We start from the raw sequence: 26,389 nt of genomic DNA on the forward strand, positions 1-26,389 counted from the left end.
GCGTGGCCAAGGTTCTAAAGATCGCCGGCCTTGTGGTCGGCGCGGCCGTGCTCGCCGTTGCGACCGCCGGCACCGGCCTGGCGCTGGTCGCCGGCACCTCGCTCAGCACCGCGCTATCTGTCGGCGGTGCGCTGGTCGGCGCGACGTTCGGTGTCGGCGCCGGCACGTTGCTGCTCGGCGCGGCGGCGCTGTCGACGATCGGCACGGCGCTTTCCAACCCGCATGTCGCTTCCTCACAGACCGACCGCCTGGTCGCGACGATCGACCCGCGCGCGTTCCGCAAGTCCGTGCTCGGCGAGACCGCAATGGCGACCGATATCCGCTATGAGGAATGGTCGGGCAACGATCAGGAATATTGCGACTGGATCGTCGCGCTCGCCAGCCACGCGGTAGACGGCGTCGAGGAGATCTGGCTCGACCAGGAGATGGCTTGGTCACAGACCACCGGCGTCGTCGCCAAGTACAACGGCTATTTCTCGGTCCCCAACATCGTTCTCGAAGGCTCACCGGCCAACGCCTTCACCTTTGCCAGTGGCAAGTGGAACAGCTCGGCACGCCTGACCGGCTGCGCCTATCTGCGCCTGCGCTTCAAGACGACCGGCAACAGCAAGAAGGCGACGAGCCCGTTTTCGAGCTCGATCCCGACGCGGATCACCATCATCGGGCGCGGTGCCAAGCTCTATGACCCGCGCCGCGATTCGACCGTGCCGGGTGGCTCCGGCCCGATGCGCTGGGACGATCAGTCGACCTGGCGCTATACCGCAGACGACGGCGCGGTGCTCGGCGAGAACCTCGCGCTTCAGATCCTGCGTGTCGTGCTCGGCTGGCGCATCCGCAACCCGGGCACTGGCGAAATGCGGCTGGCGACCGGTTCGGGCGTGCCCGGGCGCCGGCTCGATCTGGTCGCGTTTCAGGTCGCGGCGAACCTCTGCGATGAGCAGGTCAACCGCTCCGCTGGCGGCACCGAGCCACGCTATCACGGTGCCGGCGTGATCTCCGAGGGTGACGACCCCAAGCAGATCCTCGACATGCTCTGCGCGGCTTGCGCTGGTCGCTTCCGCGACACCGGCGGCAAGCTCGCGCTCGTGATCGCGCACAACGACCTTGCGGCAGCCGCAGCCGACGATGGTCTCAACGACGACGACGTGATCGGCGGCTTCACCTGGGATCCAGATCCCGCGCTTGAGGCGACGCCCAACGTCGTGCGCGGCCGCTATGTCGATGCGACCTCGGCTTCGCTCTACCAGCTGATCGACTATCCCGAGGTGCGGATCGCGAGCCTCGATGGGCAGGACCGCATCATGTCGCTCGACCTGGGCGTGGTGGAAAGCCCGAGCCAGGCGCAGCGGATCGCCAAGCAGGCGCTCGAGCGCCGCCAGTACCAGCGCAGCTTCTCCGCCACCTTCGATATCCGCGCCTGGAAGTACACGGTCGGCGATCCGGTGCCGTTCACCTTCGCGCCGCTCGGCTTCAAGCGCGCCCTGTTCCGTGTCGCTTCCCAGGAACTCGGCCAGGGCGGCTCGTGCGACATGACACTGTCGGTCGAACATCCCGTCATCTATTCCTGGGACGCGAGCGACGCGCCCCCGGTGCTCGCGGCCGACCCGATCATCTACGACAAGGGCAACAACCCGCTGATTTCGCGATCGGCGAGGCCGCCACTACCGCGCTGTGGAGCGCGGTCGCCAACGACGACGGCAACAAGCCTGACGACAAGGCGACCTATGGCGCGCCTGGGCAAAGCCCGGTCGGCGACACCACCGCTGACGCGCTGGTCGAGGCGATGAAGGTCAATGGCCTGAACGCGCTATACGCAACCGCTTTCGGCGCAACCAAGGCGGCCGAGCTTGCCGCCTTGAAAGCGTTGCAGGACGGATCGGCGGCAACGGTCGCGATCACGAACCTGCAAACGACGATTGAGGATCCGGACTTCAACGGCAAGCAGACGGTCAACCTGATCGGCGCGGCGCAGCCTGACGGCAACGGCGGCATGATCTTCGTCATCAGCCAGAACACGGCGGTCGGGACGCCCGACAAGATCCTCGGCCAGATGATCGACACGATCGTTGGCCAGATCGCCGGGCACGAGACTTCGATCACCTCGCTCAAGGAGATCATCGCCGGGCCGGACGGGTCGACGCAGATCCGGGCGATGAACGTGCTCGACGAAGACGGCACGATCACCGGCTCGTACAACACGCTGACCAACAAGGTCGCGGATTACATGATCCTGACCGACAACTTCCGCGTCACGACGAAGGGCATGGGCGGCCGGTACTTCACACCGCTGCTGATCGAGGACGGCATCGTCAAGATTCCGGAAGCTGAGATCGCCGTGATCCGGCCGGGCACACGTGGCACCACCGGCGTTCCGACGATCATCACCAACCTCAACAGCTATCCCGGCAAGGGCGGTGGCGTTGCGGACGAGCTGCTGCGCGGCACGGTGACGCTGTACGGCCCGGGCACGATCGACGTCTCGGCCGTCTGCAACTTCAACCGCGATGGTGCGAACCCCTGGTCCGTCTGGGTTGAGATCGACGGCGTCGCCGGCCCGGCTTCGACCGGCATCGGTTCTAAGCAGGACACCGTTCCGCTCCTTTGGGCGCGCTTCATGCCGAACGCGGGCACCTACACGGTGCGCGTCGTGGCGAACATCGACTCCGACGACAGCGTCAAAGCCCGAACGATGCGTGCCTTCGCACTACATGGAGTGAGCTGATGGTTGCCGTGGTCTTCTATCAGGCTGAATCGGGCGCGATCGACGGCGTGGGCGATCTGCCCGAGCAGGAGGCGATCCGCACCGGCCGGCCGTTCCTGATCGTTGACGAGGCGGCTGTCAGCCTCGCAACGACCCACCGGGTCGAAAACGACGCCCTGGTGGCGATCGAGCAGGCAGGCGGTCAGCATGGCTGATGCACCTCCTCAGATCACGATGGACGACCTCGCCGTCGCCATCCAGAATCTGCAGAAGCTGATCGACAACTTTGGCGACATGATCACCGATTGGTGCAACGGCGTCGCCGGCGGTGGCCCTAACGGAGACGGCACCTATCCGCTTCCGACGAGCCTCGGCTCCTGCCGGCTCGCGAAGTGCGTCGACCAGCTCGCGGCCGATAGCCAGAAGATGATCGTCGCCAACGGCGGTACGATCCAGGTCGGCCAGACGCCTGGCTATAACACCGAGGGCAACTTCCAGTACACGTTCAAGCCCTCGGACAGCGGCAAGCTGTTCATCATGCTGTCGAATGCCGGCGGTTCGAATGACATCCTGTTGCTGCTACCCGACAATCTGCCAGCCGGCTGGAACGTCGCCGTCATCCAGTATGCCGACAACCGCCTGCGCTTCCGCAAGGCGAATGACCTGACCAACACGACCAACAGCAACCTGCGCAACGGGCAGAACGCCTTCGCAACCGCCAACAAAGGCGCGCTGGCGGTGGCAGTTTGCGAGAGCATCAACTCGGCGAAAGCGAACAACTTCTTCTCGATTGCGGGCGCCGTTGCCGCATGAGCGCGCTTTGGACCTTCTTCGTCGGTGCGGCGATCAAGCCGCAGGACGTCCCCGCGACATGGGTGCTCGAGCGCATCACGCCGCGCTATGTCGACGAGGGCGACCCAATCACCTTTCAGCTTCGTGGGCTCAACCTGAAGGCGGGTGCGCGGATCATCATCTGGATCACCGAGCAAATCGCCGGCGCGGGCAACTGGATCGAAAGCTGGGAGGATACCTTCCGCAAGGAGGTCGCGCGCGTCGGCGGCCTGACCGTCACCAAGCTCCAGCTGAAGGCGGGCACGCCGCAGGGTGTCGGAACACTCGACGTGATGTTCACCGCCACGGCCGACTACAAGCCAAGCCTGCAATACACCTTCACCAACTACGTGCGCCGCAACCGATCGGACAACCAGGGCGCGCTGCCAGATGGCACTAAGGGCCGCCCGTTCCAGATGCTGCTGAAGGCGATCCCGACCAACGAGGGCGGTGTGCCCAAGGACGATGGCCTCCGCTCGCAGATCGGTGGCTCCTACGTGTATGTGCGCGACAGCTCGCGCACGCCGGCCGGCATCCCGACCATCTACGTCCAGAGCCTCGGCGCCGGCGGCAGCCCGGCGGTCTCGACGGTGCAGGAGGGCGGTCAATTCCGCATCCAGGTTGTCGGCTACAACGTTGCCACGAACACCACCGTCAAGATCTACGCGGCCAACCTCGGGCAGAACGATATCACGCCAGGGCTGCGCAACATCATCCCAGGCGCCGCCCAGGCGGCCGGCCTAATCGGCACCGTGAAGCCCTGGACGCAGGCAACGGCGCTGCAATGGTTCAACGGTGGCACGATCACTTTCCCCGAAAGCTATGTCAGCGGCACGCCGATGATCATGGACTTCGAGGTCACCCGCAACAACGACGCCGAACCGCCCAAGCAGATCGATTTCCTCGCCTCGGTCATCTACGAAGGTGACATCGATGACTTTGGCGGTGTCGCCAACTATGCCGGCAACTGGGACGCCGGCACGATCTACAATCAGAAGGACTGGGTCTACTACGTCCCGACCGGCCGCAAGTTCTTCTACAAGGCAGGCCTGTCGACGAAGGGCATCTCGCCTCCGACAGACAACGGGGACACCTACGAAAATGACTATTGGCGCGAATACGTGCCGGTCACCTTCAGCGGCAACTCGACGTCGCGCACCCTGATCGACGCGCCGAGCCGCTACTGGGAGCTGCGCGCCACCACCGACGGCACGACGATCACCTACACGATCCAAGGCCCCGACAACTCGGATAGCACGGTTGCGCTCTCGTCGATCAACCCGCCGCCCGGCTTCGACGCGGCGCTCCAGCAGGCCCTGAGCGACAGCGGCTTCATGGCGCTGGTCAACGGCCGCCTGGCCACCACCAACCCGAACGTCGCGCTCGGCGCGGTGACCTTCACGGTGCCGCATGCCGGCTCAGGCAAGCACAGCCTGCGGCTCGACGATGTGCGGGGCACGGTCAACAGCTACATCGTCATCGGCGATGCCTGCGTCTACCTCACCGTGCCGATCGCCGACACGGTGCGCAACCTGTACGGCTGGAACGCCGCCGGCGGCGAGTTCAACGTCCTCTACACACCGAACTATACGGCGCAGAAGCCGGCGTCGGTGTGGGCGAACGCGCCGCAGGGCAGTTACATGGTCTATAACGGCGGCCGGTACTATTACCCGTCGAAGCCGGAAGAGGCTGATCCTGCCAACCAGCATCAGCAGATGGACTATTTCTATCGGATGGGCGGCCGCTACATGCGGTTCCCGTTCAAGTCGCAGCGCCTCCAGCACCAGGCCTTCGGGCCGCTCTATTACGGCGACGACGTTCCGTTCACGAAGTTCAGCAGCCAGGATATGCGCCGCGTCATTGAGGCGGCACGCTACTGGCTGACCGCCTATCCTGACACGCGCATCCTGTTCGACAATCATGAGTTCGGCGAGCGCAACTTCAACCTCCAGATCGCGGCGGACGGCACCGCGACCTACGATGTGGCGCGGTATCGCTTCGACAATCCCGACGCGGAGACCACGCCGGCGCAGCTCGTCGACTTCTGGGTTCGCTTCGTACAGGCGATGCTGGTCGAGCTGCCGATGGGCCGCTGGGACGTGGACTTCATGAACGAGCCAAAGGAGGTCGGCTCCGCCATCGCGCCGGCGCAGTGGGCTGCGACAATGCAGTGGCTGACCAACGCGGTGCGGTCGCGAACGGACTTCCTAGGCATCGTTCACCGGGAAATGACCGAATATTCGTCGGCGCTGAACTTCGTCAAGAACGGCAACGCCGACGCCAACCTGCTCAGCTACGATCCAGCGCGGAACATGCTGTTCCACCTCCACAGCTACAACGACAAGGATGCCTCGGGCACTTCCGGCATCTGTGTCCCTGACGCCGGCGCCGCTCGCCTCAAGGATGCGACGGACTGGGCAAACGCCCACGGCTTCACTCGCGACAACGGCTACGGGTTGTTCCTCGGCGAAACTGGCGCAGGGTCGCCATCCGTTCAAGGCCAGGAGATCTGTGGCCCGGTGATCGCCAACGAGCTGCAATTCCTGCTCGACAACGCGAACGTGTGGTTCGGCTACACCTGGTACGCATCAGGGTTCGGGGTCAGCTACCCATTCGCGCTGGATCCTAGCAACGGCAACTACCTCGACCCGGTCCACACGCCCAACCTGCTGCTCAACTCGGGCATCTGGAAGACCGGCAACAAAATTCCGGCCTGAGCTTCGGGCCTGGCCGGCCGCAAGGATCCTCGACATGCGCGATATTGATTACACCGGCTCGTCGGGCGGTTTGCTGGCGCTTGCCTTCGGTGCGGGCTGGGCGACCGCCACGACCATGTGGCTCGCCGTCGCCGGCATGGTCTGGCGGTTCTTCCTCGAGCCACGGATCACGCAGCTCCAGTCCGACCTGCAAGCCAACCGCGAGCAAATCATGCGCCTCGAGACCGCGCTGCTGATCCACGGCTCCGCCAGTGTGCGGAAAGCAATCCGGGCACCCGAATGCGAGCCTGCCGCCGACGAGGCGGTCACCCCCTAGGAGAAACACGATGGCGTCGAACAACACGCCGGGGATCGCACGCGCGATCGCCGGCGCCCTTAGTGCTGTCTCGGTCGCGGCGCTGGCCCTGGCAACGCCGGCGCTCGAGCAGGACGAGGGCAAGCGCAACACCGGCTACCTCGATATCGCCCGCATCCCCACCGAGTGCTTCGGTCACACCGGCCCCGAGGTCCGCGTCGGCGTCACCCGCTCCGATGCGTACTGCCAGGCCAAGCTCGCCGGCGATGCCGAGACGCATCTGCGCGGCGTGCTCGCCTGTACCCCAACACTCACCGATCGCCGCTACCAGCTCGCGGCCGCGACCCGCACCGCCTTCAACATCGGCGTCTCTGCCTTCTGCGGATCCACGATCGCGAAGCGCTTCAACGCGCGCGACTGGCGCGGCGGCTGCGACGCGATGCTCGCTTGGAACAAGGCCCGCGTGAACGGCCGCCCGGTCGTCGTCACCGGCCTCGCCAAGCGCCGGACGCGCGAGCGCGCGATGTGCCTCACCGACCTTTGACAGGAGAACACTTATGAACGTCATCACCAGCATCGCGCCGATCGTCGCCTCGGCCGCCACGCTCGCTTCCTCGCCGACGCTGATCCTCGCGCTCGGCTTGCTCCACCTCGGCGCCAAGGCGGTCGGCCGACTGATCCCGGACAGCCGCAAGGGCGTCCTGGGCGCGATCCGCAAAGCCGCCAAGGTGCTCGCGGTCGAGCCGCGTAATCGCGTTTTTGATACCACGTCGATCGTCGGCACCGCGACAATGGGCGCACCTGCCGGCGACGTCATCGCCGATGTTGCCACGAACATCACCGCCATCGCTGCCCAGACTGAAGCCGTCGCGCCCGCAGCTGCCGTCGTCGCCGACCTGAACGCAAACGCGAAGGCCGCTGTCATCGCGCAGATTGCAGCCGGCAAGCTCTCTTCCCTGCTCGGCAAGCTGAAGAGCTGATCGCGGCCGAGCAACTCCGCGCCTTCACCGCGCCCGTCTTTCCCAAGGAAAAATCATGACCTACGATGTCGCTGTCGCGAACCTGCCGCTTGCGGACACCCTCACCGGCGCCGAGCTGCTGCCGATCTATCAAGGCGGCCGCCGCGTTCTGACGACCCTTCAGGCAGCTTGTCTGACCAAGGCGCCGTTTTCCGGTGCGCCAGCGGTGGTGGGTCTGCCAGGTGCAGACGCGATCAGCGGCGCGGAGATCACCACGCTTTTCCAGAACGGCAGCCTGCGGGTGTCGACGCTGGGGGCGATTGTCTCGACGCATGGCCCGTCGTTCCGAGAGCCGCTAACTCTGTCCGTTCGCGGCGCCGACGCCCTGGTCGGAGGCGAGTACCTCCCGGTGTATCAGGGGGGGCGTCGGGTGTTGGCGACGATAAACCAGATTGCCACGTACGCCGGCACGCAGGTAGCTCCATCGGTTCTCGCAGCGGTACCGACGATTGCAGCGGTGGCTGCGAACGCAGCAGCCGGCACCTTGCTCTTCGCGCTCGGCAACGTGCCCGCTGGCGTGATCCCAACCGTCAGCCCGAATGACGGCCGCTTCGCGATCGCCGGCGATGCAACGAACGGATGGAAAGTCGTCACCGGCGCAACTGCACTATCTGCCGGCTCGGTTAACGTGACGGCCAACGCCGCCGGTGCCACTGGCGTCACCGTCCCGGTCACGATCGCGGCGGTGGCGTCGCCTACCGTCACCATTTCCGGCGCGCAGTCGAAAGCTGAGGGCAACAGCGGTGCTACCGTTTTCACATACACTGTTACCCGTTCCGCCACGTCGGGCGCGGTGTCGGTGCCGTGGACCTTCACGGCGGGCAACACCAGCGCGGACGACTTCACCGGCGGTGTCTACCCGGCCGGCGGTTCGGTCGCACTCGCCGATGGACAGGCCAGCGGCACATTCTCGATCAGTGTAAACGGTGATACCGTCGTCGAGGGCAACGAGACGTTCACCGTGCTGATCTCGACGCCGGCCGGCTACGTGGCAGGCGCAGCTACCAGCGCGACGGGCACGATCCTAAATGACGACGTCGCCGCTGGTGCGTTGCCGACGTCGGTCCTGATCGTTGCCGAGGGCGACAGCATCACGACCGGTTTGCAGGGCAGCGGCGGGATCACCTCCTACGTCGATCAGGTGATGGACGCTAACCCGTTCCAGCTGCCCGGTTACGCTGCGGGCAACACTGGCTCGACCACATACCAGTACCGTAAGGTGTCGCAGAGCGGGGAAACCGCGCTCAGCATGGCGAATGGTTACAATGGCACTGGCGGCTCTGCCATTCTCGCGCCGGGCGCAGGCCCGGCAGGCGGCGCAGGCGGTCAAGGCATTGGCGCGGGACCGTCCTATGACTCCACCAAAGCCATGAACATCGTCACGATGCACGCCGGCACGAACGACAATACGATCAGCGCGGAATATCAGATCTACCGCGCGCTCCGTTCGTATCAGCGGCAGGCTCGCGCAACTGGCTATCAGCGGAGCATCGGCAGCACGATCATCTCGCGCACGAACGTCACGTACACCTCAACGGACACGGGCGTTGACCACAACTTCGACGGCAACACCGCGCCGATCAATCTGTCGATCCGCGCCTATTGGAGCAGCGACCTAGGCTACGATTACCTGTGCGATTACGCGGCCGACCCCGCATATGACACACAGGCACACTACGCTCCGAACACCCCGGATGGCACGCACCCGAGCAACGCCGGCTATGCGCGGATGGCGGCGATCTATCAGGCCGGATTGCAGGCGGTCATCAATCAGGCCACGCGAACCCCTCGTGTTCAGGGCCTGACCTTCTCCAAGTACGACGTGGGTGGCAATGGGCAGCTGTCGTCGGATCTCAAGACCTTCTCGGTCACCACCACAGGCAACACATCTTCGATGGTGCGCGGCTTGCCGCGTATGCCGGTAGGGTCGGGCAAGTGGTATTGGGAAATCATCACGAACAGCAACGGCCCCAACCAAATCGGCCTCTGCACTGAAGCGTTCGAGCCGTACATTTACGCGAAGAATGGCAGTCTCGTTAATGCTACCGCTTCAGGCGGTCTAGCCATCGCCGCTTGGGGCGATATCGTGCAGTTCAACAACACGATCATCAACAGCGGCACTTACTATCCGCAAAATGGCGATATCGTGCAGTACTGCTTTGATGCTGACACCGGACTGCTGTGGTTCCGAACGTTCAAGGTAGCGAGCGGCACCTATACCAATTGGAACGGATCGGCGACGGCAGATCCTGCGACGCTCACTGGCGGTATCGATATCCGTACCGGCAAGCTCGGCAGCGTCTCGATCAGCCCCGCCGCCCATTGCGGCAGCGCTTCGGCGGGTGTCACCTCGCGCTTTGCCTCGGCAGAGCAAACCCTGCGCTACGCTGCGATCTCCGGTGCCAACGGCGGTCCAAACTTCCGTTCGTTCGATACCGCTACGGTGCCGGGCTGATACCCCGCACCGTAGGAATCTACATCACGTCTTGGCACGAGGCGCACCGGGTAGTGAGGTACGCCTCTTCGTCACCGCATCTGACGCAGATGCCTAAGCTCTCCCGCCGCTTTCTCTCGGCAACGCGCGCCCGGTCATCAGCCAACATCTTCCTCCACCATTTCGAAATGGCGGCCCCTGCGTGCAGCGGGAGGAAGTAAATCGCATCTCGAAATCTAGCCATTTCTAACGGTAACGTCATGAAATCGGCTGAGCAAACCCAAATTGTAGTTTGGAGGCACAGCAATGATCCGATCCGTTATAGCAGCAGCGTTAGCGCTGTTCGCGACGCCGGCGATCGCCGACACAATCCCGATCGTGGACGGCCCGCTGGTGGTTCATACCGGCGACATCCTCACCTCCGGCAAGGCGGTGCAGAACAACCCGGTCGGCGACGTGATCACGTGCGCGAAGGGCGTTTGCCCGAACCGCATGGGACGCGGATTCTTCACCATGTCAGGCGGCGCAACGAGGCTTAAGGTACTGACGAAGTCGATCGGCTACGATCCGGACGGCTACAGATACCAGGTGCTCGACGGCATTCCGGCGCTTGTCGCGCCGGTCGTCACCACGCCCGCCCCCGCAAAGCTCAACCCGTTCGGCGTCAACTTGGCGGGATGTTACCAGGCGACCAATGGCGCGCTATGCCCCAACCAGGACGATATCGACTGGTACACGGCGCCAGCGCAGGGCTTCCAACTAGTCCGCGTCGCGTTCAAGGATGTCACGCCGAAGGCCACGCTCTACAAGTCGATCGACGGCCTGCTCGCCAAGGGTGCGACCGTCGTGATGGATCGGCACCAATTCACGTGGGACACGGCGCCAAACCAGATCGCCTACTGGATCGATAAGGCGGCGCCGTACAAGACCAACACACGCGTCGTGATCGACTTCATGAACGAGCCGCGCAACTTCAACGATCCGGTCGTGACGAACGACTGGGTGCAGTGGGCGGCTGACACCAAGGCAATCATCGCCGGCCTCCGCGCTGCCGGCTTCCAGAACACCTTCGCCGTCGAGTGGCCTGGTTCCAGCGCTGCCTTTCGCTTCGACAAGCATGAGCCTTCGTACAAGGCATGCGAGAGCGCAGCGTGTGCGATGGATCGGCAGGGTGGCCTAGGCGACACCAACATCCTGCTCGAAGGCCATATGTACTGGGACAAGGGTTCCACCGGCACGCACTGGGAGTGTGATCCCGCGAGCGGCATGTGGTATGACGCGCTCCGAGCCGGCGCTGCTGCGCGCGGGCTCAAGGCGTACATGGGCGAAGGTGCTGGCGGAAACGCCGGAGGCGTGCAGAACGTCTGCGCAGGGTACCTCGCGCAAGCCGTCGCCGAAGTGAAGGCGCACCCAGAGACGTGGTTCGGCGTCACCTGGTGGGGCGCTGGTCGCGAGTGGCCGGAAGCATACCCGCTGAAGATCGAGCCAAAGAAGGGCACGCGGGCCGCCGTTCCGCATAGTGCCTACCTCGAGCAGCTGCGCGGCAAGTGAAACACCAGGCGCTACAACCTCGATGCGCAGATAGTGCGCCGGCGGCGTCAAGCGCTGATGTCGAGATCCGCACCGCTCCCCTCGGCGCCGGCCGCCTCGGCGCCACGCTGATCCCGGCCGGTTCGTATCTGGTCCGCGTTCACCCCGATAGCGGGCCGCGCTATGATCGTATGATCGTAGTGACGCCGGAAGAGGACGGCGCGGTGCTTCACCTCGCTGGCTGGATCGGCGAGCCGCTTACGCCTGGAGAATGGCAAGCAGCTCGCCAGGTGCTCTTCCCAGCCGCAACGCATGTCCGCTTCGAGCGGATGCGCGCCGATGGCAAGCTCTCGCACCGCAAGCTGACGATCGCCAGCTGAGCGGCATCGAACCTCTCGACGGCCGACCGGGACGCTGGCATAGCGCCAGCGTTCGACTGGACTAGCCGGAAGGTCGAACCCGCGCGCGCGTGCGGTCAGCCAGGTCATCACCGGTTCGCCGGGTGGCCTGCGGAATAGAAGACCCTTCGTGGGAACACGTAGGGTGCAGCTGCCTGGCTCTGCACGGCTACCGCCCGGTACCAGGCGGCGGCACGATCGAGCAGGCAGCCCGAGGTTCCCCCGAAGCCACTTCCCCCCATTCGGCGCCATTGGCGCCCCACTAGATCCCGCAGTCGTTTGGCTGCGGCCCCGTCGATCGCGCCGATCGGCGGCAATCTCGCGCGTCTAGCCGGCGCGCCTTCCCCCCACAGAAGGACTCTATGACCGGCTCCATCGCTGTAAGAACCCCTGCGCCTTATCTCGGCGGCAAGCGCAATCTCTCCCGCCACCTGGTCGGCCTAATCGGCGAGACCCCGCACCGCACCTATGTCGAGCCGTTCGTCGGCATGGGCGGCATTTTCCTCAAGCGCCACGCCGCTGCGCCGGTCGAGGTCATCAACGATTTGTCGCGCGACGTCGCGACGTTGTTCCGGATCCTCCAGCGCCACTACGAAGCGTTCATGGACACGCTGAAGTGGCAGCTCACCAGCCGAGCAGACTTCGAGCGGTTGATCGCGACCAATGCCGACACGCTGACCGACCTCGAGCGCGCTGCGCGCTTCCTGTACCTTCAGCAGCTATCGTTCGGTGGCAAGGTCACCGGCCGGAACTTCGGCGTCGACAAGAAGGCACCGGCCCGCTTCGACGTCACTAAACTACGCGAGAAGCTGCCGGAGATCCACGAGCGCCTCGCCGGCGTGACGATCGAGTGCCTGCCCTATGCAGACGTGATCCGCCGCTATGACTCGGCCGAGACGCTGTTCTATCTCGATCCGCCATATTGGAACTGCGAGAAGGACTATGGCGACGGCTTCGAGCGTGCCGACTTCGAGCGCCTGGCTGACCAGCTGGGGGGGATCGCCGGCAAGTTCATCCTGTCGATCAACGACACGCCTGGCGCCCGCGCCGTGTTCGCTCGCTTTAACCTCTCGGACATCGAGACGACCTATACGGTCGGCACAGCAAGCGCCGGCGGTGCAAAGCGAGCGGGAGAATTGATCGTGCGGAACTGATCAGCTGGGGGTATCGGCTGGGGTAAGCCCCTAGCCGATACCTCTGGAATACCGCACAAAAGCGCCATCCCTGTCATCGCGCGGCGGAGCAATCCTCCACCGCGTTTACGATAAATCCTAGGAAAAAGCAGACGGGCAGTAAGCGCCCAATAGCCGGCATCACCGGCAGAATTGTTATTCTGCTTTGCGCAGTTGCTTAATGACCTGAGCCCGGAAGGGGTAATTTCATTTCGGGTTGGCACGTAACATCAGTAAAAACGTTGGCCTGTGGATCAAACGTGACCCAGATGACGTCACAGCCTGCGTCGAACAAATTTCGGCCGGGAAATAGTCGTTGCGGCACCAGTTTTATCGTCGTCCGCCGATTATGAATTTCATAATCCAACTCTCCCGATATCAATCTTCGTCCGTTCTGGATCGTGCCCGCATAGTAACGATTATAGCGTTGCAGCGGCCCCGTTGCCCCCTCGGGCAACACAAGAAGCCTTTCTAGACGCCCTATCTGCTCCATCGTGGGCCGCGAATGCGCGGCAGGGGCGGCAGCGGTCGTAATAGGCATCAGGAATACCGCCGGGACGAGCGCGACGAACTTCGTTGCCCGAACAAATGGCAAAAGTGGCATTCGAGCATAGGTAGGAAACATAGCCAGCCTCTGGAAAAACGCCAGGGTTGACTCTCCTCCGAAACCTGCCGGACCTCAAGCCGTTCCATCGCCATTTTGCCGATCGTTCCGCCCGAAAGCCGACTAAGGGGAAGAAAAGCAGACGGACGGCAGTCGCCCAATAAACGCCGTTTAAGCGAGCCTATCAAAGGCTTGAAAGCGGACGTAGGACATACCTATGAAGATCGCTGCCCTGATGATCGGATGTGGCACGCTGCTAACGGCAGGCGCGGCCTTGGCAAACGTGCCGGTGCAGAACGCCGGATTAGTCGTGGGGAAATGGAGCCTGCGCCAATTCGAAGGTCGGTCCGTCAAGCACGCCGACCCTGAAGCTGCCACTCTCCGGTTCTTGGCCAATAACAGCATCGTTGGAACCGCCGCTTGCAACGATGTTGGTGGCGATGAATTAACATGGATTGCCGATCCTGCGGGCGCGAAAGGCGCATTTGCTCGGAATCAGGCGGGAGCGACAATCATCACGACTGTCGGTTGTGCGAACGCATCTTCGATGAAGACGGGAAGTCAGTTCTGGACGCGGATGAGTGACGCGCACGATTGGTCTTTAAGGGGCAAAACCCTCACAATCAGATTTGCTGACGGCGCAACTGCTCTACTAGCGCCAAAGACTGACCACTAACGGCTGACACGGAGCGCAAGCCGCCCTGACCCCAAGATTATGCGGCGCCACAAAGCTAATCGGCTGCTACCGGGGAGGAAAGCAGTCCTTCCGCAGTCCACCACCTCAAGCCGTTCCATCGCCATTTTGCCGATCGTTTCGCCCGAAAGCCGACCGGCGGCTAAGGGGAAGAAAAGCAGACGGACGGCAGCCGCCCACTTGCGGACATTCAGTCGCATGGCATAACCCCCATATGATCGCTTCACGCGTGCTCTTTGGTAAGCCCATAGCATGGACGCTTGCCGCCCTTGTGATCCTCGGATTTCCGGCCACAAGCTGGATTTATTGGCCTGCTGTTGGAGAGGCAGGGGTGCTTCCGCCCGAGAGCGATACGATCATCATCCCGATGATAAGCAGCATCTTCCTTGCTGTCATGCTCTCGCCAGTCGTTTGCTTAACAACGTGGCTCTGCCTTCGTGGGAACGACGCTGCTGGCAGCTTGCTGGCGTGGGACACAGCCCGCCCCGTCCGCAGCGCCTTCGTGTCGGCCTGCTTCGCATTGCCGTTCTGCTTTGCTGCTTCCTCACTGGTAGATGGGTTCACCGCGCCGCCCGGCTGGTACGGCCTTTGGTGGCTGCCTTATACGTTGGTCGCGCAATTTTGGTTGGCCTTGATGCGTGGCTCTGCACTGTCAAAGCGGAATGGCCGCTAACCACCACCTCCAGACATTCGCCGTTGGAAGTTAACAACGTCGGTGGGGTAAGCGCGGGGGTATCATCATCGTTCGCTGATCAAGTGCCGGAGCATCCACCGCCACGCGGCGGAGGCGGTCTCCGCCGCGTCCGTGTTTGGAATGGCAAGAAAAGCAGTCAGACTGGAAGCGCCCAGAGCCGGACATACAGATCGCGCTTAAGGCACCCTCCGTACTCCGTGACTATTAGCTGATGCTAGCCCGTGCTACATAGGCGGTATGGCCGATATTAAAGACGTAACTGCTGTCGTCGCCTCGGCGCTGACCGAAGTGAACCTAGGCGGTTCGCTCGACGTAATGATGGACGATGGCGAGGTGGTTGAGGCGATCGGTGAAGCTGGAGGCGACGCGGTAGAGGTGGTGGTCATTGTTCGTCGCATCGACGATCAGGCACCCACACCGCCTATTGCCGATCGCCCGTGACCAGGGCGGAGGCACCCTCCGCCCTGGTCAGGCACCGCCGCCAGCGGGATCGATCGCGATACCCCTTCCGCCCCGATGACCGCTAGCGCCCACTTGCCGCCGTACATCAGGCGATGCAGGTGTGCCGTAAGCGGGAGTAGGAACACGCAGGTATGGGCGAAGTCTCCGTCAATTTTGTAGCGTTCGACGAGGAGCGAGATGCCTGCTTGATGGTCCTCGTAGAGGGACCTTGGGCCGGAACCGTTGAGGACCATCTGCGCGAACTGCAAGCGCGCATGTTCGGATGCCTGGACGCGGCGCTCGACGGCCAACTCGCCGATCAGTTTCCCGCTGCCCACGGAAAGACCGTAATCGTTCGTGTGGATTGCTACGACGTTCCACAAACCGATGTGCAAGCATTTGTCGATCGCTTCGCCGAGGGTATTGCGGGTCTCCCCGACTACTCCACGGCTTCATCGCCCTACGTCCGACGCTTTATGTTCGAGGTGAATTTTGACGCCCTGGCGGACAATGAGCCGACGTCAGATATCCGCGATTGATCGCCGAAACCCGCCGGACCGCTGTCCACCACCTCAAGACGTTCCGGCGCTCCCGCGTCGATCGGTTCGCCCGAAAGCCGCCCGGCCGCTATCGAGACGAAAAACAGACCGACGGCAGCCGTCCAATAACGGGCGTCAGATCTTCGTGCTCAGGAGCGCTCGGTCTAGCTCTAGTGCAAGCAATCGATCATCTGGATCGTTGATGGCGAACCGCAGAGTGTCTCTTCGACGGACCATTTCTCGACGGCGTGACGATTCGGGTTTTGCCGCTATCGCTGCATACATTTGAACACACTTGACCCATAGGGAACGTAGGTTTGGCACGTCTTCAAGCGCTCTTGAAAACGGCGGAGCGAACGAAACAAAATCTCCGCCATCCTTTTTCAAAAAAGCTATGACAATCATGTCCTTTTTGAAGACAAATCTATTGCATGATCCTGCGAAAGCATCAGGGTTTGCATCCACGATGTTACGAGGGTCGCTTGGTGTTGCCAGAAGTCTTGCCTTCGGCAAATCGAGGGTAGCTTCGTCAAAACGTATGCGCTGACCGGAATAGTGGCCTTTCAGCGTTGTAAGAGGGATAAGCCGAGCCCTTCGCCCTCCAAGCCTCGCAAAAGGTTTGAATGTTGCGGGTCCGCCATCGACAATCCTCGTGATGACGATGGCGTCCGCCTGTTCGACTAACTGCAACGTGGTCGGCACGCGATACGAGGCGGCAACGCTGCATGCGTCAGCATTTGAGCAAATCGTTACCGCAGACAGCAATAGGGACCACCACGCCCAAGATGCAGTTCGCATAATCCGCCTATCCTACGAATGTCGGTGATCCCTCTGATACACAGGATGCTCGAAACCCCCTTGCGCAGCAATGTCCGCTTGCCACCACCTTCAGACATTGGCGATCGTAAATCCGCGCTGCCGTTGGGATAAGCGCAGGGGTATCATCACCGTTCGCTTATTGAGCCCGCAGCGGATCGCGCGCGCTAGTTGAAGCGCGGCGGAGGTGTCCTCCGCCGCGCGATGGAGAGATTATGCGCCGATCGGTCTACCGTCGATCTCAATCAGCTTCGCGATCGCGCCCTCTGTCTGCTGCGTGACGTGCACCATGCATGCAGCGTGAACTGCAGCTTTCATGAAATGCATTTCGCGCTGTTGCCGATCCTGCGCAGCGATCGCCTTTTCGCACTCGTACGCTTCTAAAAAGCGGAGCCGGTCAATCAGTTCTTTGTTCGGCATAATCAATTTGCGCCCCCGTCGCTCTATGCTGACATAAGTTACTGATCCACGTGCAAAGTTTACAGCAGCGTCATCAATCGCCGCGAGTCTAGTTCAAGTAATGGGCGTGACTTTACGCCATTTCAGCAATCTATTCTTTAACAGAGGTTATCATGCTCACTAACGCCGTGGTCAAGGCCGCGCGGTCGCGTTCGCGCGCCTACAAGATGTTCGACGAACGCGGCTTGCACCTGCACGTCGCCACCAGCGGCCGCGCGACGTGGCGGATCAAGTACCGGCTCGCCGGCGCCGAGCAACTGCTGACGATCGGCTGCTATCCCGAGATCTCTCTTAATTCTGCGCGCCAGCACCTCGACCAGGCGCGACAGCAGATCGCACGCGGCATCAAGCCCGCGTCGCCGGCGGCCGCCAAGGCAGTGCTGATGACCTTCGAACAGGTCGCGCGATCCTGGCACGCGCGGAAGCAGTCGGGCTGGGCCCAGGCGCACGCGGCCGACGTGCTCACCAGCCTCGAGCGCGACGTGTTCGCGCCGATCGGCGCGTTCCCCTGCGACGAGATCAGTGCGTCCAACGTGCGCGAGCTCTTGGAAGTCGTCGAGGCGCGCGGCCGGATCGAAACCGCGCGCCGGCTGCGCCAGCGCATCGAGGCGATCTTCGCCTTCGCGATCTCGCACGACCAGGCCACCGCCAATCCGGCAAAGCCGGTCGCGGCCGCGCTCGCCGCCGCGCCGCGCAAGCGGCGCCAGCCAGCGCTATTGACGATCGCCGACGCGCGCGAGCTGCTCGCCGCGTGCGATCGCGCGCCCGGCCGGCCGATCGTGCGCCTGGCATCGCGATTTCTCGCGCTGACGGCCGTCCGCCTGGACGCGCTTCGCGGCGCGCGCTGGTCAGAGATCGAGGATCTCGACGGTCCGGCGCCACTGTGGCGCGTGCCGGCGGCACGCATGAAGCTCGCCCGGGTGAAGAAGGACGACGCGGCGTTTGATCATCAGGTGCCGCTCGCGCCGGCGGCCGTGGAGATCCTGCGCGTGGCACGTGCTTTCGGGCACGGCGGCGAGCTGATCTTCCCGGGCACGCGCAGCGACTTGCCGTTCGCCGAGGGCGCAATTGGCGACCTGTATGATCGGGCCGGCTATGCCGGACGGCACGTGCCGCATGGCTGGCGCGCCACATTCTCGACGATCATGAACGAGGCGCTGCCCGCCGAACGCGGCGTGATCGATCGCATCCTTGGCCACGCGCTTAAGAGTGACGACGGCCGCGCGGCGAAAGTGGAGGCAGCCTACAATCGCAGCGAGCAGTTGGATCCGCGCCGGATCGTGCTCGAGAAGTGGGCGGCTTTATTGATCGGTGGGTGATCCCACGTGCTTTCGGGAACAACGTCGCGACGTCAAACTCGCGCCTTTCTGCGGCTTGTAATTGCCGATGACATTTGACCGGCTTTTGATCGACGGCCCGGCTGGACGCCCGGCCGAATAGGTCGACGAAATTCGTGCCTCTCCCCCTCGCCGAGCACGGGGCGGCGCAAGCCGCCACGCTCCGACCGCCGGTGCTGGGCGATCGGGTGCGTGGGGCGTATCATTTGCCGCGTGAGGGGGAGATCAAACTAACGTATTCCGCAGGAATTCCCTTCCATCCTTAACCTTCGCTCCGGGTAGTGGTTACTTTATGGACTCGGGCTGAAGGCTAGGGCGTTCCTCCGGTCGATGCCGGATTTCATGAGGGAGAGCTGCTCTGCCAGTTCCTTTCCAGCGGCCCTGGGGGCTGGCTGAGCGACGCTATTGAAGGCCCGCTTCAAGAACGCTGCCGCGCGAGCAGCGGCGCCGTGGAGGCGTTTCAGGTTGGCTACGAGCTTCTTCCAGAAGGCGGCCCAGAGATCCCTTGGCATGCGTCGCTCGCAGTCGAAGTAGTACGCGTTTGAGACCTGCTTCCGCGATGGCCCCTCGGCATCTTTCGTCTTTTCGCTGCGGCGGACATGACACAACAGTCCCCAGTATTCGGCGCATTCCACCATCGCGATCACAGTGCTACGACTCAGACCGGTGTCTTCCTTGATGCGATCATAGCTTGGGAAAAAGTCGCCGTTCTTGTAGTCGAGGTATGCAAGCATCTGCTCGTAAGCGCGCAAGAACGTATCCTGCACCTTATGTGGGCCATCGTAGCGCTTCGTCTTGTGCTCGCGGCACAGCTCTCGGAACGTGGCTACAAGCGCATTGGTAAACGCCCAGCCTTGCTGGGGCGACCCGTCGCCGATTGGTTGCCCTGGCTTGGCGCGATGATCGTCCACATCCCAGCTATATGAGCGCACCGGGTCGGTCGGGTTCTCGGCGTCGCCTTTGCGCTTCCGGCCGCCGGCGAGTTTGTGGGCGAGGGCGCCAAACGAAGTGATGCTCATAGTCCTGATCCGCCGGTCAGGATGGCAGGAGGGGACGGGTAGGAATGCGTGTCGTGAAGCGACATGAGGAGAACCCAAGGCTCGAAGTCCAGTGGACGCACGAAACCGCCGGCTGAAATGCATGATTTCGCCGTACGGACGTGTTCGGACGCGCCTCGGCTGAGGCGCGTTTCTTGGGTTGTTGGTACTTTCAGACGTTCCGGTGTCGCTCCGGTGTGCCGCGATTCGGCACACGGAAAACCGCCGGTTTCTAAATGGCCGCCGGGGTGCTAGATAGTTCGAGAGCCGCGGAAATCCGCGCTGTGTCCTACGATCGCACTGCAGAGGTCAGGGGTTCGATTCCCCTCAGCTCCACCAGCCGAACACCGCGATGGTTGGTGAAGCGGTTCAGATCCGAACTTTGATTTGCCTTCCGGGCAGTTGTGCTCCGCGAGCAGCATGTGTGGCAGCGACTGCCTGCGTGCGCCTGCGTGCGTCTGCGTGGTTGGTCACGATGCCGGCGTCAAATACAAGCAGGCCGGTATGCCAAAGGTTCGCCGGATGTGCAGGCGCTAACAGCCACGGCGAACCCTGAACGTATGGCGCCACAAGGCGGTTACGACGAAAGTGCCAGGTCCATGTCGGCCAGCGCGTTGTCGAGCAGGACGCGCATCGCATAGCCAGCGGACGCGGCGTTCTTGGCAATAATGGCATCCAGCACGGCTTCGTGATCGACGACTGGATCACGAGGCAGGCTCTGCTTGCGGTGCTTGAAGGTGGTGGTCCAGCTTACCGCTGCCCCGACCGAACTGGCGAGGCTTGCCAACGCAGCGTTATGGGTGGCGGCGAGGATTGCATTGTGAAAACGCTGGTCGGCGGCGCGCCCCGCAGCCGTCGACAGGCCATGCGCATGCATCGCCGCAAGTGCGTGTGTCAGTTCAACCGCCTGAGCGTCCGTGCGACGCACGGCGGCGCGTTCTGCGGCGGCGGGTTCGATGATACCACGCAGCTCGAACAGGTCGCGCACGAACGCGGGATCAGGCTCATCGCTGAACATCCAGGCGAGCAGTTCAGGATCTAGCAGATTCCATCGTGCACGCGGCGTCACGCGGGTTCCTGCCTTGGGGCGGCTTTCGATCAGCCCCTTGGCGGCAAGGATGCGTACCGCCTCGCGGTAGGCGGTACGCGATACGCGCAGCCGCCCCGCACTCTCGATTTCGCCCTCGAACAAGGCGCCGGGTTCGTGCCGACCAGTCAGGATCGCGATGCCGATATCGCGCGCGATCGTCTGGTGGATGCGTAAGGCCGATTTCGGCGCGCCGGGCTCGTCAGCTTTGTGTCCGTCCAAGCGCGCCTCCCGATCCCCGGCCTCAGTCGTGGAACGCCTCCGTCGCGGCGTGGCGGCCGCACAGGAATGCATCGGCGACGAGTTGCAGCGGCGCGAGATCGACGTCGATCTCGTTGCGACCCGCGATGTCGACGAAACGTCGGTACATCGCCGGATATTCTTCTTCTGCATCCGCTTGTTGTTCTTCGTCACCAAGGAACCAGCGGTTGCCGCCCTCGGCAAGCCGCAGCGTGCCCGCCTCGGTCTCAACAACGATATCCCACGTCTGCGGCCCGGTCTGGCGCCAGTCAAATACGGTGTCGATCGGCGCGCCCGATCCGGTCCGCATCGTCAGCGTGGCACCGATCGGCGCCTCGCAGTTGGACGGAACCTCGAGGTTGGCGCTGAGCAGCGATACCCGATCCGGCACGATCTCGGTTAAAATCGACAGCGCGTTGATGCCGGGATCGAACACGCCGAAGCCGCCCGCCTGCCAGATCCACGGCTGGCCGGGGTGCCAGTGACGAACGTCTTCCTTCCACGCGATATCGATGCGGCGGATCGTCGTCTGCGCGATCCAGTCGCGCGCGGCCGCGACGGCGGCGGCGTAGCGCGAATGCCAGCTCGCGAACAGGCTGACGCTCTGCTTGCGAGCAAGCGCGATCAGCGCCTCGACCTCGGATACGGTCGCGCCCGGTGGCTTTTCGAGGAAGACGTGCTTGCCCGCAGTGATCGCGGTCACCGCCGCCTCGAACCGCGCCTGCGGCGGCTGGCACAATACGATCGCATCAAGTTCGGGCGAACCCGCCAGCATCGCGCCAAGATCGGCGTAGTTGGCGACGCCTTCACCCTTGGCGTTGCGGCTGGCGACCGCGACGAGATCGATCCCGTCCGTCCTGGCGATCGCAGGGAGATGCTGGTCGCGCGCGATCTTGCCAAGTCCGACGAGGCCGAGTTTCAGCCCACTCACAGGCTGCGAACCTTGGCCATGCCGGCATCCGTCGCTTGCGCGAGCGGGTTGCGCACCGGCAGCAGGAAGGCGTCGGCCTCGACTTCAAACACATCGCCGATCTGCGTGCGCACGCCGTCCGAGAAGGACAGGGTGGCGGTGCCGAAGAAATGCACGTGCAGATCGCCGGGGCGCAGGAAGCCGTCGTATTTGAAGTGATGATGTTCGAGGTTGGCGAGGCTATGCGACATGTTCGCCTCACCCGATACGAACGGTTTCTCCCACAGCACCTCGCCGCCCCGAACGATACGGCTGGTGCCGCGAACGTCTTCAGGCAGATCGCCGAGCCGCAGTTCGGGGCCGAGAGCCGCTTGCCGCAGTTTGGAGTGGGCGAGCCACAGATAATTGCCGCGTTCGGTGACGTGATCGGAGAACTCGTTGCCGAGCGCGAAGCCGAGCCGAACCGGTGCGCCATCGGCGTCGATCAGGTAGATGCCGGCGATCTCAGGCTCCTCGCCGCCATCCTCGGCGAACTTGGGCATGGTGAGCGGTACACCCGGATCGACCAGGATCGCGCCGTCGCCCTTGTAGAACCACTCCGGCTGCGCGCCGATGCCGCCATCAGCGGGCTTGCCGCCTTCGACGCCCATCAGGAACATCTTCATCGAATCGGTCTGCGCGTCGGCGGCCTTGGCGTGCATCTTGTCGCGGCCTTCCGCCGAGCCGAGATGCGTCAGGCCGGTGCCGCTGACCAGCGTGTGCGCCGGGTCGGCATGGTCGATCGGCGAGAGCAGCTTCACGCCGCCAAGATCCACCGACTCGCCCAGCGCGGCTTCGGCGGCTGCGGCGAGGCTGGTGCCTGCCGCAATCGCCCGCTGCGCCAGTTCCAGCGTGGTCGTCACGCCGGTGACGCGCCGCGCCGCGCCGCGCTCGTCGAGCGCGGCGACACCGCGCGCGCCATCGTCGAACTGGACGAGCGAGCGGATCATTTGCCCAGTTCCAGCACGCCGTTGGTGCGGCGCGCGATGCCCCACGGGTTCGCCGCCTGAAGTGCTGGCGGCAGCAGCGTGTCAGGCGTGTCCTGATAGCAGACCGGGCGTAGGAAACGCGCCATCGCCAGCGTGCCGACCGAGGTGCTGCGCCCATCCGAAGTCGCCGGGAACGGGCCGCCATGCACCATCGCATGGCTGACCTCGACGCCGGTCGGCCAGCCGTTGAACAGGATACGACCGACCTTGGACTGGAGCACCGGCAGCAGTTCGCCGGCCGCCGCCTCGTCGCCGTCACCGCTCTGGATCGTCGCGGTGAGCTGGCCTTCGAGCTTGGCGATCACCGTCTTGATCTCAGCGATGTCCTTGCACCGTACGAGGATCGAGGACGATCCGAATACTTCATGGCTCAGCGCCTCGTCGGCGGTGAACTTGGTCGCGTCCGTGGTGAACAGCGCGCCGACCGCCTGGTTGACGCCATCGCCGACGCAGCCGCGCGCTACGGTGATGACGGCGGCGTGGCTCGCCAGTTCCTCAACACCGCGCTCGAAGCTGGCGTGGATGCCGGGGGTGAGCATGACGGCGGGCTGTGCCGCAGTCAGCGCCTTCGCCGCCGAGGCGACGAACGTGTCGAGGTCAGGTCCGTCGATGGCGATGACGAGGCCGGGGTTGGTGCAGAACTGGCCTGCACCCATCGTCAGCGAACCGACGAACGCCGGACCCATCGCGTCCGCCCGCGCGGCAAGCGCGCCGGGCAGCAGCACGACCGGATTGATGCTCGACATTTCGGCATAGACCGGAATCGGCTCTGCACGCTGCGCGGCGATCTTCATCAGCGCGAGGCCACCGCCGCGCGAACCAGTGAAGCCGACCGCCTTGATGACCGGATCGGACACGAGCGCACCGCCGAGTTCGTTCGACGTGCCGGGCAGATAGGAAAACACGCCCTCGGGCAGGCCACACGAAGCAACCGCCTGCTGGATCGCACGCGCGACCAGTTCGCCGGTGCCGGGGTGCGCGGCATGGCCCTTGACCACGACCGGGCAACCCGCCGCGAACGCCGCCGCCGTGTCACCGCCCGCGACCGAGAAGGCGAGCGGGAAGTTCGACGCGCCGAACACCGCCACCGGTCCAAGTGCGACGTTGACGCGGCGCAAGTCGGCGCGCGGCAGCGGCGCACGGTCCGGCATGGCCGGATCGATCGTCGCGTCGAGCCACAGGCCGGCGCGGACTTCGGCGGCAAACATCTTCAACTGGCCGACGGTGCGACCGGTTTCGCCCTGAAGCCGCGCGAGCGGCAGCGCCGTCTCCGCGTTGGCGGTCGCGACGAGATCGTCCTTCAGCGCGAGGATGTTGTCGGCAACGGTCTCGATGAAGGTCGCGCGCGCGTCGAGCGAGGTGGTCGAGAACACCTCGAACGCTGCGGCGGCGAGCGCGGTGGCCTTGGCGACCTCGGCCGGGCCGGCGTTGCTGAACGCGACGTCGCCGGCCGCGCCGGTCGTCGGGTTTACGGCAGTGAAGGTGTCGGCGGCGCGGGTTTCGCCCGCGCCGATCAGAATTGCACCGTTGTACATAAAGTCTCCCATTTCAGGGTGGGAAGGCAGCAAATGCCGGCTTCGAGGGATGTCGCGTGTAGGACTTAGTGGCTGTCGCGCGGCAGGCCACGCGTCTGTGCGATGCGCTGGTACTTTTCCGAGCCTTCCAGAATCGCGCCGGTGTCCAACTGGCCGACCACCGCACGCTGCATCTCCTGCCAGGGCGTCTGCGAGGCCGGATAGGCATAGCCGCCCGCGTCGACCAGCGCCTGCCGGCGTTCGGCCAATTCGGCGTCGGATATGACGATGTCAGCGGTGCCCTTGCCAAGATCGATGCGAACGCGGTCACCGGTACGGATCAGGGCAAGACCGCCCATCGCCGCTGCTTCGGGCGATGCGTTGAGGATCGAAGGACTGCCGGACGTACCCGACTGCCGACCGTCACCGATGCACGGCAGCGCGTGAACACCCTCGGTGATGAGGTATGCGGGCGGTCGCATGTTGACCACTTCTGCCGCGCCGGGATAGCCGATCGGGCCGGCACCGCGCATGAACAACAAGGTTTCAGACGTGATGCCGAGCGCCGGATCGTCGATATTGTGATGATAATCCTCAGGCCCGTCGAACACCACCGCCGGACCTTCGAACGCCTCTAGATCGTTCGGGTTGGACAGGTAACGGTCGCGGAACTCGGGCGAGATCACGCTGGTCTTCATGATCGCCGAGGTGAACAGGTTGCCGCGCAGGACAATGAAGCCGGCCTCCTCGACGAGTGGTGTCTCGAACGGGCGGATCACCTTCTCGTCCTCGATAACGGCGTCGCGGCAATTATCGCCCATCGACTTGCCATTGACGGTCATCGCACCCTCGTGAATCAGCCCGTGCTTCATGAGCTGCGCGGTCACGGCGGGAACACCGCCGGCGCGATAGTAATCCTCACCGAGATATTCGCCGGCGGGCTGAAGATTGACCAGCAACGGCACCTTGTGGCCCTTCTCCTGCCAGGTATCGATCGGCAGATCGACGCCGACATGACGGGCAATCGCGGCAAGGTGGATGGGGGCATTGGTCGAGCCGCCGATCGCCGAATTCACAACGATGGCGTTCTCGAACGACTCGCGGGTGAGGATGTCGGAGGGCTTGAGGTCCTCCGCTACCATCTCAACAATGCGCTTACCGGTGATGTAGGCCACTTCCTGACGGTCGCGATACGGCGCCGGGATCGCCGCCGAACCTGGCAGCGACATGCCAAGCGCCTCGGCCAGCGAGTTCATCGTCGTCGCCGTGCCCATCGTGTTGCAATAGCCGGTCGACGGCGCGGACGATGCGACGAGGCGGATGAACTCGGCGTTGTCGATCTCGCCAGCGGCGAGCATCTGGCGCGCCTTCCAGACGATCGTGCCCGAGCCGGTGCGCTCGCCCTTGTGCCAGCCGTTGAGCATCGGCCCGACCGACAGCGCGATCGCCGGAATGTTCACGGTCGCCGCCGCCATCAGGCAGGCCGGCGTCGTCTTGTCGCAGCCGATCGTCAGCACGACACCGTCGAGCGGGTAGCCGTACAGCAGTTCGACCAGCCCGAGGTACGACAGGTTACGGTCGAGCCCGGCGGTCGGACGCTTGCCGGTCTCCTGGATCGGATGGACCGGAAATTCCATGGCGATGCCGCCCATCTCGCGAATACCCTCGCGCACGCGCTCGGCCAGCACGAGGTGATGGCGGTTGCAGGGGCTGAGGTCCGAGCCGGTCTGCGCGATACCGATGATCGGCTTGCCCGATTGCAGCTCTTCCAGACTGAGCCCGAAGTTCAGATAGCGCTCAAGGTAGAGCGCGGTCATGTCGATGTTGTCCGGGTTGTCGAACCAGGCGCGGCTGCGGAGTTTGGGTGGCGTGTTGCTCATGGCTTATCCCGT

General features: G+C 63.8%; 26 protein-coding genes. 17 read left to right on the forward strand and 9 right to left on the reverse strand.

Going from position 1 to position 26,389, the window contains the following annotated elements; all coding sequences use genetic code 11:
• Positions 1–2: 2 nt before the first annotated feature.
• From L8F97_RS22835 to L8F97_RS09845, 12 genes are all read left to right on the forward strand, one after another.
• The gene (locus L8F97_RS22835; RefSeq protein WP_242148934.1) at positions 3–1,787 is read left to right on the forward strand and encodes a phage tail protein; all 1,785 of its coding nucleotides are present in this window, start codon (positions 3–5) and stop codon (positions 1,785–1,787) included.
• Positions 1,784–2,722 carry a hypothetical protein gene (locus tag L8F97_RS09795; protein WP_242148936.1) on the forward strand — a complete coding sequence of 313 codons (939 nt, stop codon included), beginning with the start codon at positions 1,784–1,786 and terminating at the stop codon, positions 2,720–2,722. Before L8F97_RS22835 ends, L8F97_RS09795 begins: the two co-directional genes overlap by 4 nt.
• Positions 2,722–2,916 (forward strand): hypothetical protein, encoded by a 195-nt coding sequence (locus tag L8F97_RS09800; RefSeq protein WP_242148937.1) that lies wholly within the window; start codon positions 2,722–2,724, stop codon positions 2,914–2,916. Before L8F97_RS09795 ends, L8F97_RS09800 begins: the two co-directional genes overlap by 1 nt.
• Entirely contained in the window at positions 2,909–3,514 is a 606-nt protein-coding gene (locus L8F97_RS09805) for a hypothetical protein (RefSeq protein WP_242148940.1), read from the forward strand. The genes L8F97_RS09800 and L8F97_RS09805 overlap by 8 nt, the downstream gene beginning before the upstream one ends.
• Complete coding sequence (locus L8F97_RS09810; RefSeq protein WP_242148942.1) at positions 3,511–6,249, forward strand: cellulase family glycosylhydrolase; 2,739 nt, start codon at positions 3,511–3,513, stop codon at positions 6,247–6,249. The genes L8F97_RS09805 and L8F97_RS09810 overlap by 4 nt, the downstream gene beginning before the upstream one ends.
• Before the next feature lie 34 nt (positions 6,250–6,283).
• A complete protein-coding gene (locus L8F97_RS09815) occupies positions 6,284–6,565 on the forward strand; it encodes a hypothetical protein (RefSeq protein WP_242148945.1) in 282 nt (93 codons plus the stop codon).
• 10 nt (positions 6,566–6,575) lie between these two features.
• Positions 6,576–7,088 carry a lysozyme gene (locus tag L8F97_RS09820; protein WP_242148947.1) on the forward strand — a complete coding sequence of 171 codons (513 nt, stop codon included), beginning with the start codon at positions 6,576–6,578 and terminating at the stop codon, positions 7,086–7,088.
• A 13-nt stretch (positions 7,089–7,101) separates the two neighbouring features.
• On the forward strand, positions 7,102–7,524 hold the full coding sequence (locus tag L8F97_RS09825) for a hypothetical protein (protein WP_242148949.1): 423 nt from the start codon (positions 7,102–7,104) through the stop codon (positions 7,522–7,524).
• Between the two features lie 55 nt (positions 7,525–7,579).
• Positions 7,580–10,018 (forward strand): hypothetical protein, encoded by a 2,439-nt coding sequence (locus L8F97_RS09830; protein ID WP_242148951.1) that lies wholly within the window; start codon positions 7,580–7,582, stop codon positions 10,016–10,018.
• A gap of 285 nt (positions 10,019–10,303) precedes the next feature.
• Positions 10,304–11,548, forward strand: a complete 1,245-nt coding sequence (locus L8F97_RS09835; protein WP_242148952.1) for a cellulase family glycosylhydrolase — start codon at positions 10,304–10,306, stop codon at positions 11,546–11,548.
• Positions 11,545–11,907 (forward strand): hypothetical protein, encoded by a 363-nt coding sequence (locus L8F97_RS09840; RefSeq protein ID WP_242148954.1) that lies wholly within the window; start codon positions 11,545–11,547, stop codon positions 11,905–11,907. Before L8F97_RS09835 ends, L8F97_RS09840 begins: the two co-directional genes overlap by 4 nt.
• Before the next feature lie 380 nt (positions 11,908–12,287).
• Positions 12,288–13,079, forward strand: a complete 792-nt coding sequence (locus tag L8F97_RS09845) for a DNA adenine methylase (protein WP_242148956.1) — start codon at positions 12,288–12,290, stop codon at positions 13,077–13,079.
• A gap of 196 nt (positions 13,080–13,275) precedes the next feature.
• Here the strand turns inward: L8F97_RS09845 and L8F97_RS09850 are convergent, their stop codons facing one another.
• The gene (locus tag L8F97_RS09850) at positions 13,276–13,722 is read right to left on the reverse strand and encodes a hypothetical protein (RefSeq protein WP_242148957.1); all 447 of its coding nucleotides are present in this window, start codon (positions 13,720–13,722) and stop codon (positions 13,276–13,278) included.
• A 196-nt stretch (positions 13,723–13,918) separates the two neighbouring features.
• Here L8F97_RS09850 and L8F97_RS09855 point away from each other — a divergent pair, with 196 nt between their 5' ends.
• The 4 genes from L8F97_RS09855 (at position 13,919) to L8F97_RS09870 (ending at position 16,069) form a co-directional block, all read left to right on the forward strand.
• Complete coding sequence (locus L8F97_RS09855) at positions 13,919–14,377, forward strand: META domain-containing protein (protein ID WP_242148959.1); 459 nt, start codon at positions 13,919–13,921, stop codon at positions 14,375–14,377.
• A 232-nt stretch (positions 14,378–14,609) separates the two neighbouring features.
• On the forward strand, positions 14,610–15,068 hold the full coding sequence (locus tag L8F97_RS09860) for a hypothetical protein (RefSeq protein WP_242148961.1): 459 nt from the start codon (positions 14,610–14,612) through the stop codon (positions 15,066–15,068).
• A 258-nt stretch (positions 15,069–15,326) separates the two neighbouring features.
• Positions 15,327–15,530, forward strand: coding sequence for a hypothetical protein (locus L8F97_RS09865; protein WP_242148963.1), 204 nt, complete (start codon positions 15,327–15,329; stop codon positions 15,528–15,530).
• Between the two features lie 152 nt (positions 15,531–15,682).
• On the forward strand, positions 15,683–16,069 hold the full coding sequence (locus L8F97_RS09870) for a hypothetical protein (RefSeq protein WP_242148965.1): 387 nt from the start codon (positions 15,683–15,685) through the stop codon (positions 16,067–16,069).
• A gap of 135 nt (positions 16,070–16,204) precedes the next feature.
• On the opposite strand, the gene L8F97_RS09875 is transcribed toward L8F97_RS09870, so the two are convergent.
• Together L8F97_RS09875 and L8F97_RS09880 are read right to left on the reverse strand one after the other, a co-directional pair.
• Entirely contained in the window at positions 16,205–16,867 is a 663-nt protein-coding gene (locus tag L8F97_RS09875; protein ID WP_242148967.1) for a hypothetical protein, read from the reverse strand.
• Positions 16,868–17,098: 231 nt separating this feature from the next.
• Positions 17,099–17,305, reverse strand: a complete 207-nt coding sequence (locus tag L8F97_RS09880; RefSeq protein WP_242148969.1) for a hypothetical protein — start codon at positions 17,303–17,305, stop codon at positions 17,099–17,101.
• Between the two features lie 152 nt (positions 17,306–17,457).
• Between L8F97_RS09880 and L8F97_RS09885 the strand changes: the two genes are divergently transcribed.
• Positions 17,458–18,663, forward strand: a complete 1,206-nt coding sequence (locus tag L8F97_RS09885; protein WP_242148970.1) for a tyrosine-type recombinase/integrase — start codon at positions 17,458–17,460, stop codon at positions 18,661–18,663.
• A 308-nt stretch (positions 18,664–18,971) separates the two neighbouring features.
• On the opposite strand, the gene L8F97_RS09890 is transcribed toward L8F97_RS09885, so the two are convergent.
• The 6 genes from L8F97_RS09890 to L8F97_RS09915 form a co-directional block, all read right to left on the reverse strand.
• Entirely contained in the window at positions 18,972–19,700 is a 729-nt protein-coding gene (locus L8F97_RS09890) for a helix-turn-helix domain-containing protein (protein WP_242148972.1), read from the reverse strand.
• A gap of 595 nt (positions 19,701–20,295) precedes the next feature.
• Positions 20,296–21,027 carry a FadR/GntR family transcriptional regulator gene (locus L8F97_RS09895; protein WP_242148974.1) on the reverse strand — a complete coding sequence of 244 codons (732 nt, stop codon included), beginning with the start codon at positions 21,025–21,027 and terminating at the stop codon, positions 20,296–20,298.
• Positions 21,028–21,049: 22 nt separating this feature from the next.
• Entirely contained in the window at positions 21,050–21,976 is a 927-nt protein-coding gene (locus tag L8F97_RS09900) for a Gfo/Idh/MocA family protein (RefSeq protein WP_242148975.1), read from the reverse strand.
• A complete protein-coding gene (gene araD1 / locus L8F97_RS09905) occupies positions 21,973–22,944 on the reverse strand; it encodes an AraD1 family protein (RefSeq protein WP_242148977.1) in 972 nt (323 codons plus the stop codon). Before araD1 ends, L8F97_RS09900 begins: the two co-directional genes overlap by 4 nt.
• Positions 22,941–24,518 (reverse strand): aldehyde dehydrogenase (NADP(+)), encoded by a 1,578-nt coding sequence (locus tag L8F97_RS09910; RefSeq protein ID WP_242148978.1) that lies wholly within the window; start codon positions 24,516–24,518, stop codon positions 22,941–22,943. Before L8F97_RS09910 ends, araD1 begins: the two co-directional genes overlap by 4 nt.
• 65 nt (positions 24,519–24,583) lie before the next feature.
• Positions 24,584–26,377: an IlvD/Edd family dehydratase gene (locus L8F97_RS09915; protein WP_242148980.1), complete on the reverse strand. Its 1,794-nt coding sequence runs from the start codon at positions 26,375–26,377 to the stop codon at positions 24,584–24,586.
• Positions 26,378–26,389: the final 12 nt, after the last annotated feature.

The sequence above is a fragment of the Sphingomonas sp. BAUL-RG-20F-R05-02 genome (assembly GCF_022662305.1).
In the GTDB taxonomy this organism is placed as follows: Bacteria; Pseudomonadota; Alphaproteobacteria; order Sphingomonadales; family Sphingomonadaceae; genus Sphingomonas.

What these genes read in the sequence shown, in the direction of transcription:
- L8F97_RS09860 (WP_242148961.1), top strand. Translation starts at nt 14,610, where the DNA reads ATGATCGCTTCACGCGTGCTCTTTGGTAAGCCCATAGCATGGACGCTT.
- L8F97_RS09870 (WP_242148965.1), top strand. Translation starts at nt 15,683, where the DNA reads ATGGGCGAAGTCTCCGTCAATTTTGTAGCGTTCGACGAGGAGCGAGAT.
- araD1 (WP_242148977.1), bottom strand. Translation starts at nt 22,944, where the DNA reads ATGATCCGCTCGCTCGTCCAGTTCGACGATGGCGCGCGCGGTGTCGCC.
- L8F97_RS09865 (WP_242148963.1), top strand. Translation starts at nt 15,327, where the DNA reads ATGGCCGATATTAAAGACGTAACTGCTGTCGTCGCCTCGGCGCTGACC.
- L8F97_RS09880 (WP_242148969.1), bottom strand. Translation starts at nt 17,305, where the DNA reads ATGCCGAACAAAGAACTGATTGACCGGCTCCGCTTTTTAGAAGCGTAC.
- L8F97_RS09830 (WP_242148951.1), top strand. Translation starts at nt 7,580, where the DNA reads ATGACCTACGATGTCGCTGTCGCGAACCTGCCGCTTGCGGACACCCTC.
- L8F97_RS09825 (WP_242148949.1), top strand. Translation starts at nt 7,102, where the DNA reads ATGAACGTCATCACCAGCATCGCGCCGATCGTCGCCTCGGCCGCCACG.
- L8F97_RS09795 (WP_242148936.1), top strand. Translation starts at nt 1,784, where the DNA reads ATGAAGGTCAATGGCCTGAACGCGCTATACGCAACCGCTTTCGGCGCA.
- L8F97_RS09800 (WP_242148937.1), top strand. Translation starts at nt 2,722, where the DNA reads ATGGTTGCCGTGGTCTTCTATCAGGCTGAATCGGGCGCGATCGACGGC.
- L8F97_RS09890 (WP_242148972.1), bottom strand. Translation starts at nt 19,700, where the DNA reads ATGAGCATCACTTCGTTTGGCGCCCTCGCCCACAAACTCGCCGGCGGC.
- L8F97_RS09845 (WP_242148956.1), top strand. Translation starts at nt 12,288, where the DNA reads ATGACCGGCTCCATCGCTGTAAGAACCCCTGCGCCTTATCTCGGCGGC.
- L8F97_RS09915 (WP_242148980.1), bottom strand. Translation starts at nt 26,377, where the DNA reads ATGAGCAACACGCCACCCAAACTCCGCAGCCGCGCCTGGTTCGACAAC.
- L8F97_RS09815 (WP_242148945.1), top strand. Translation starts at nt 6,284, where the DNA reads ATGCGCGATATTGATTACACCGGCTCGTCGGGCGGTTTGCTGGCGCTT.
- L8F97_RS09910 (WP_242148978.1), bottom strand. Translation starts at nt 24,518, where the DNA reads ATGTACAACGGTGCAATTCTGATCGGCGCGGGCGAAACCCGCGCCGCC.
- L8F97_RS09885 (WP_242148970.1), top strand. Translation starts at nt 17,458, where the DNA reads ATGCTCACTAACGCCGTGGTCAAGGCCGCGCGGTCGCGTTCGCGCGCC.
- L8F97_RS09810 (WP_242148942.1), top strand. Translation starts at nt 3,511, where the DNA reads ATGAGCGCGCTTTGGACCTTCTTCGTCGGTGCGGCGATCAAGCCGCAG.
- L8F97_RS09875 (WP_242148967.1), bottom strand. Translation starts at nt 16,867, where the DNA reads ATGCGAACTGCATCTTGGGCGTGGTGGTCCCTATTGCTGTCTGCGGTA.
- L8F97_RS09850 (WP_242148957.1), bottom strand. Translation starts at nt 13,722, where the DNA reads ATGTTTCCTACCTATGCTCGAATGCCACTTTTGCCATTTGTTCGGGCA.
- L8F97_RS09835 (WP_242148952.1), top strand. Translation starts at nt 10,304, where the DNA reads ATGATCCGATCCGTTATAGCAGCAGCGTTAGCGCTGTTCGCGACGCCG.
- L8F97_RS09805 (WP_242148940.1), top strand. Translation starts at nt 2,909, where the DNA reads ATGGCTGATGCACCTCCTCAGATCACGATGGACGACCTCGCCGTCGCC.
- L8F97_RS09855 (WP_242148959.1), top strand. Translation starts at nt 13,919, where the DNA reads ATGAAGATCGCTGCCCTGATGATCGGATGTGGCACGCTGCTAACGGCA.
- L8F97_RS09820 (WP_242148947.1), top strand. Translation starts at nt 6,576, where the DNA reads ATGGCGTCGAACAACACGCCGGGGATCGCACGCGCGATCGCCGGCGCC.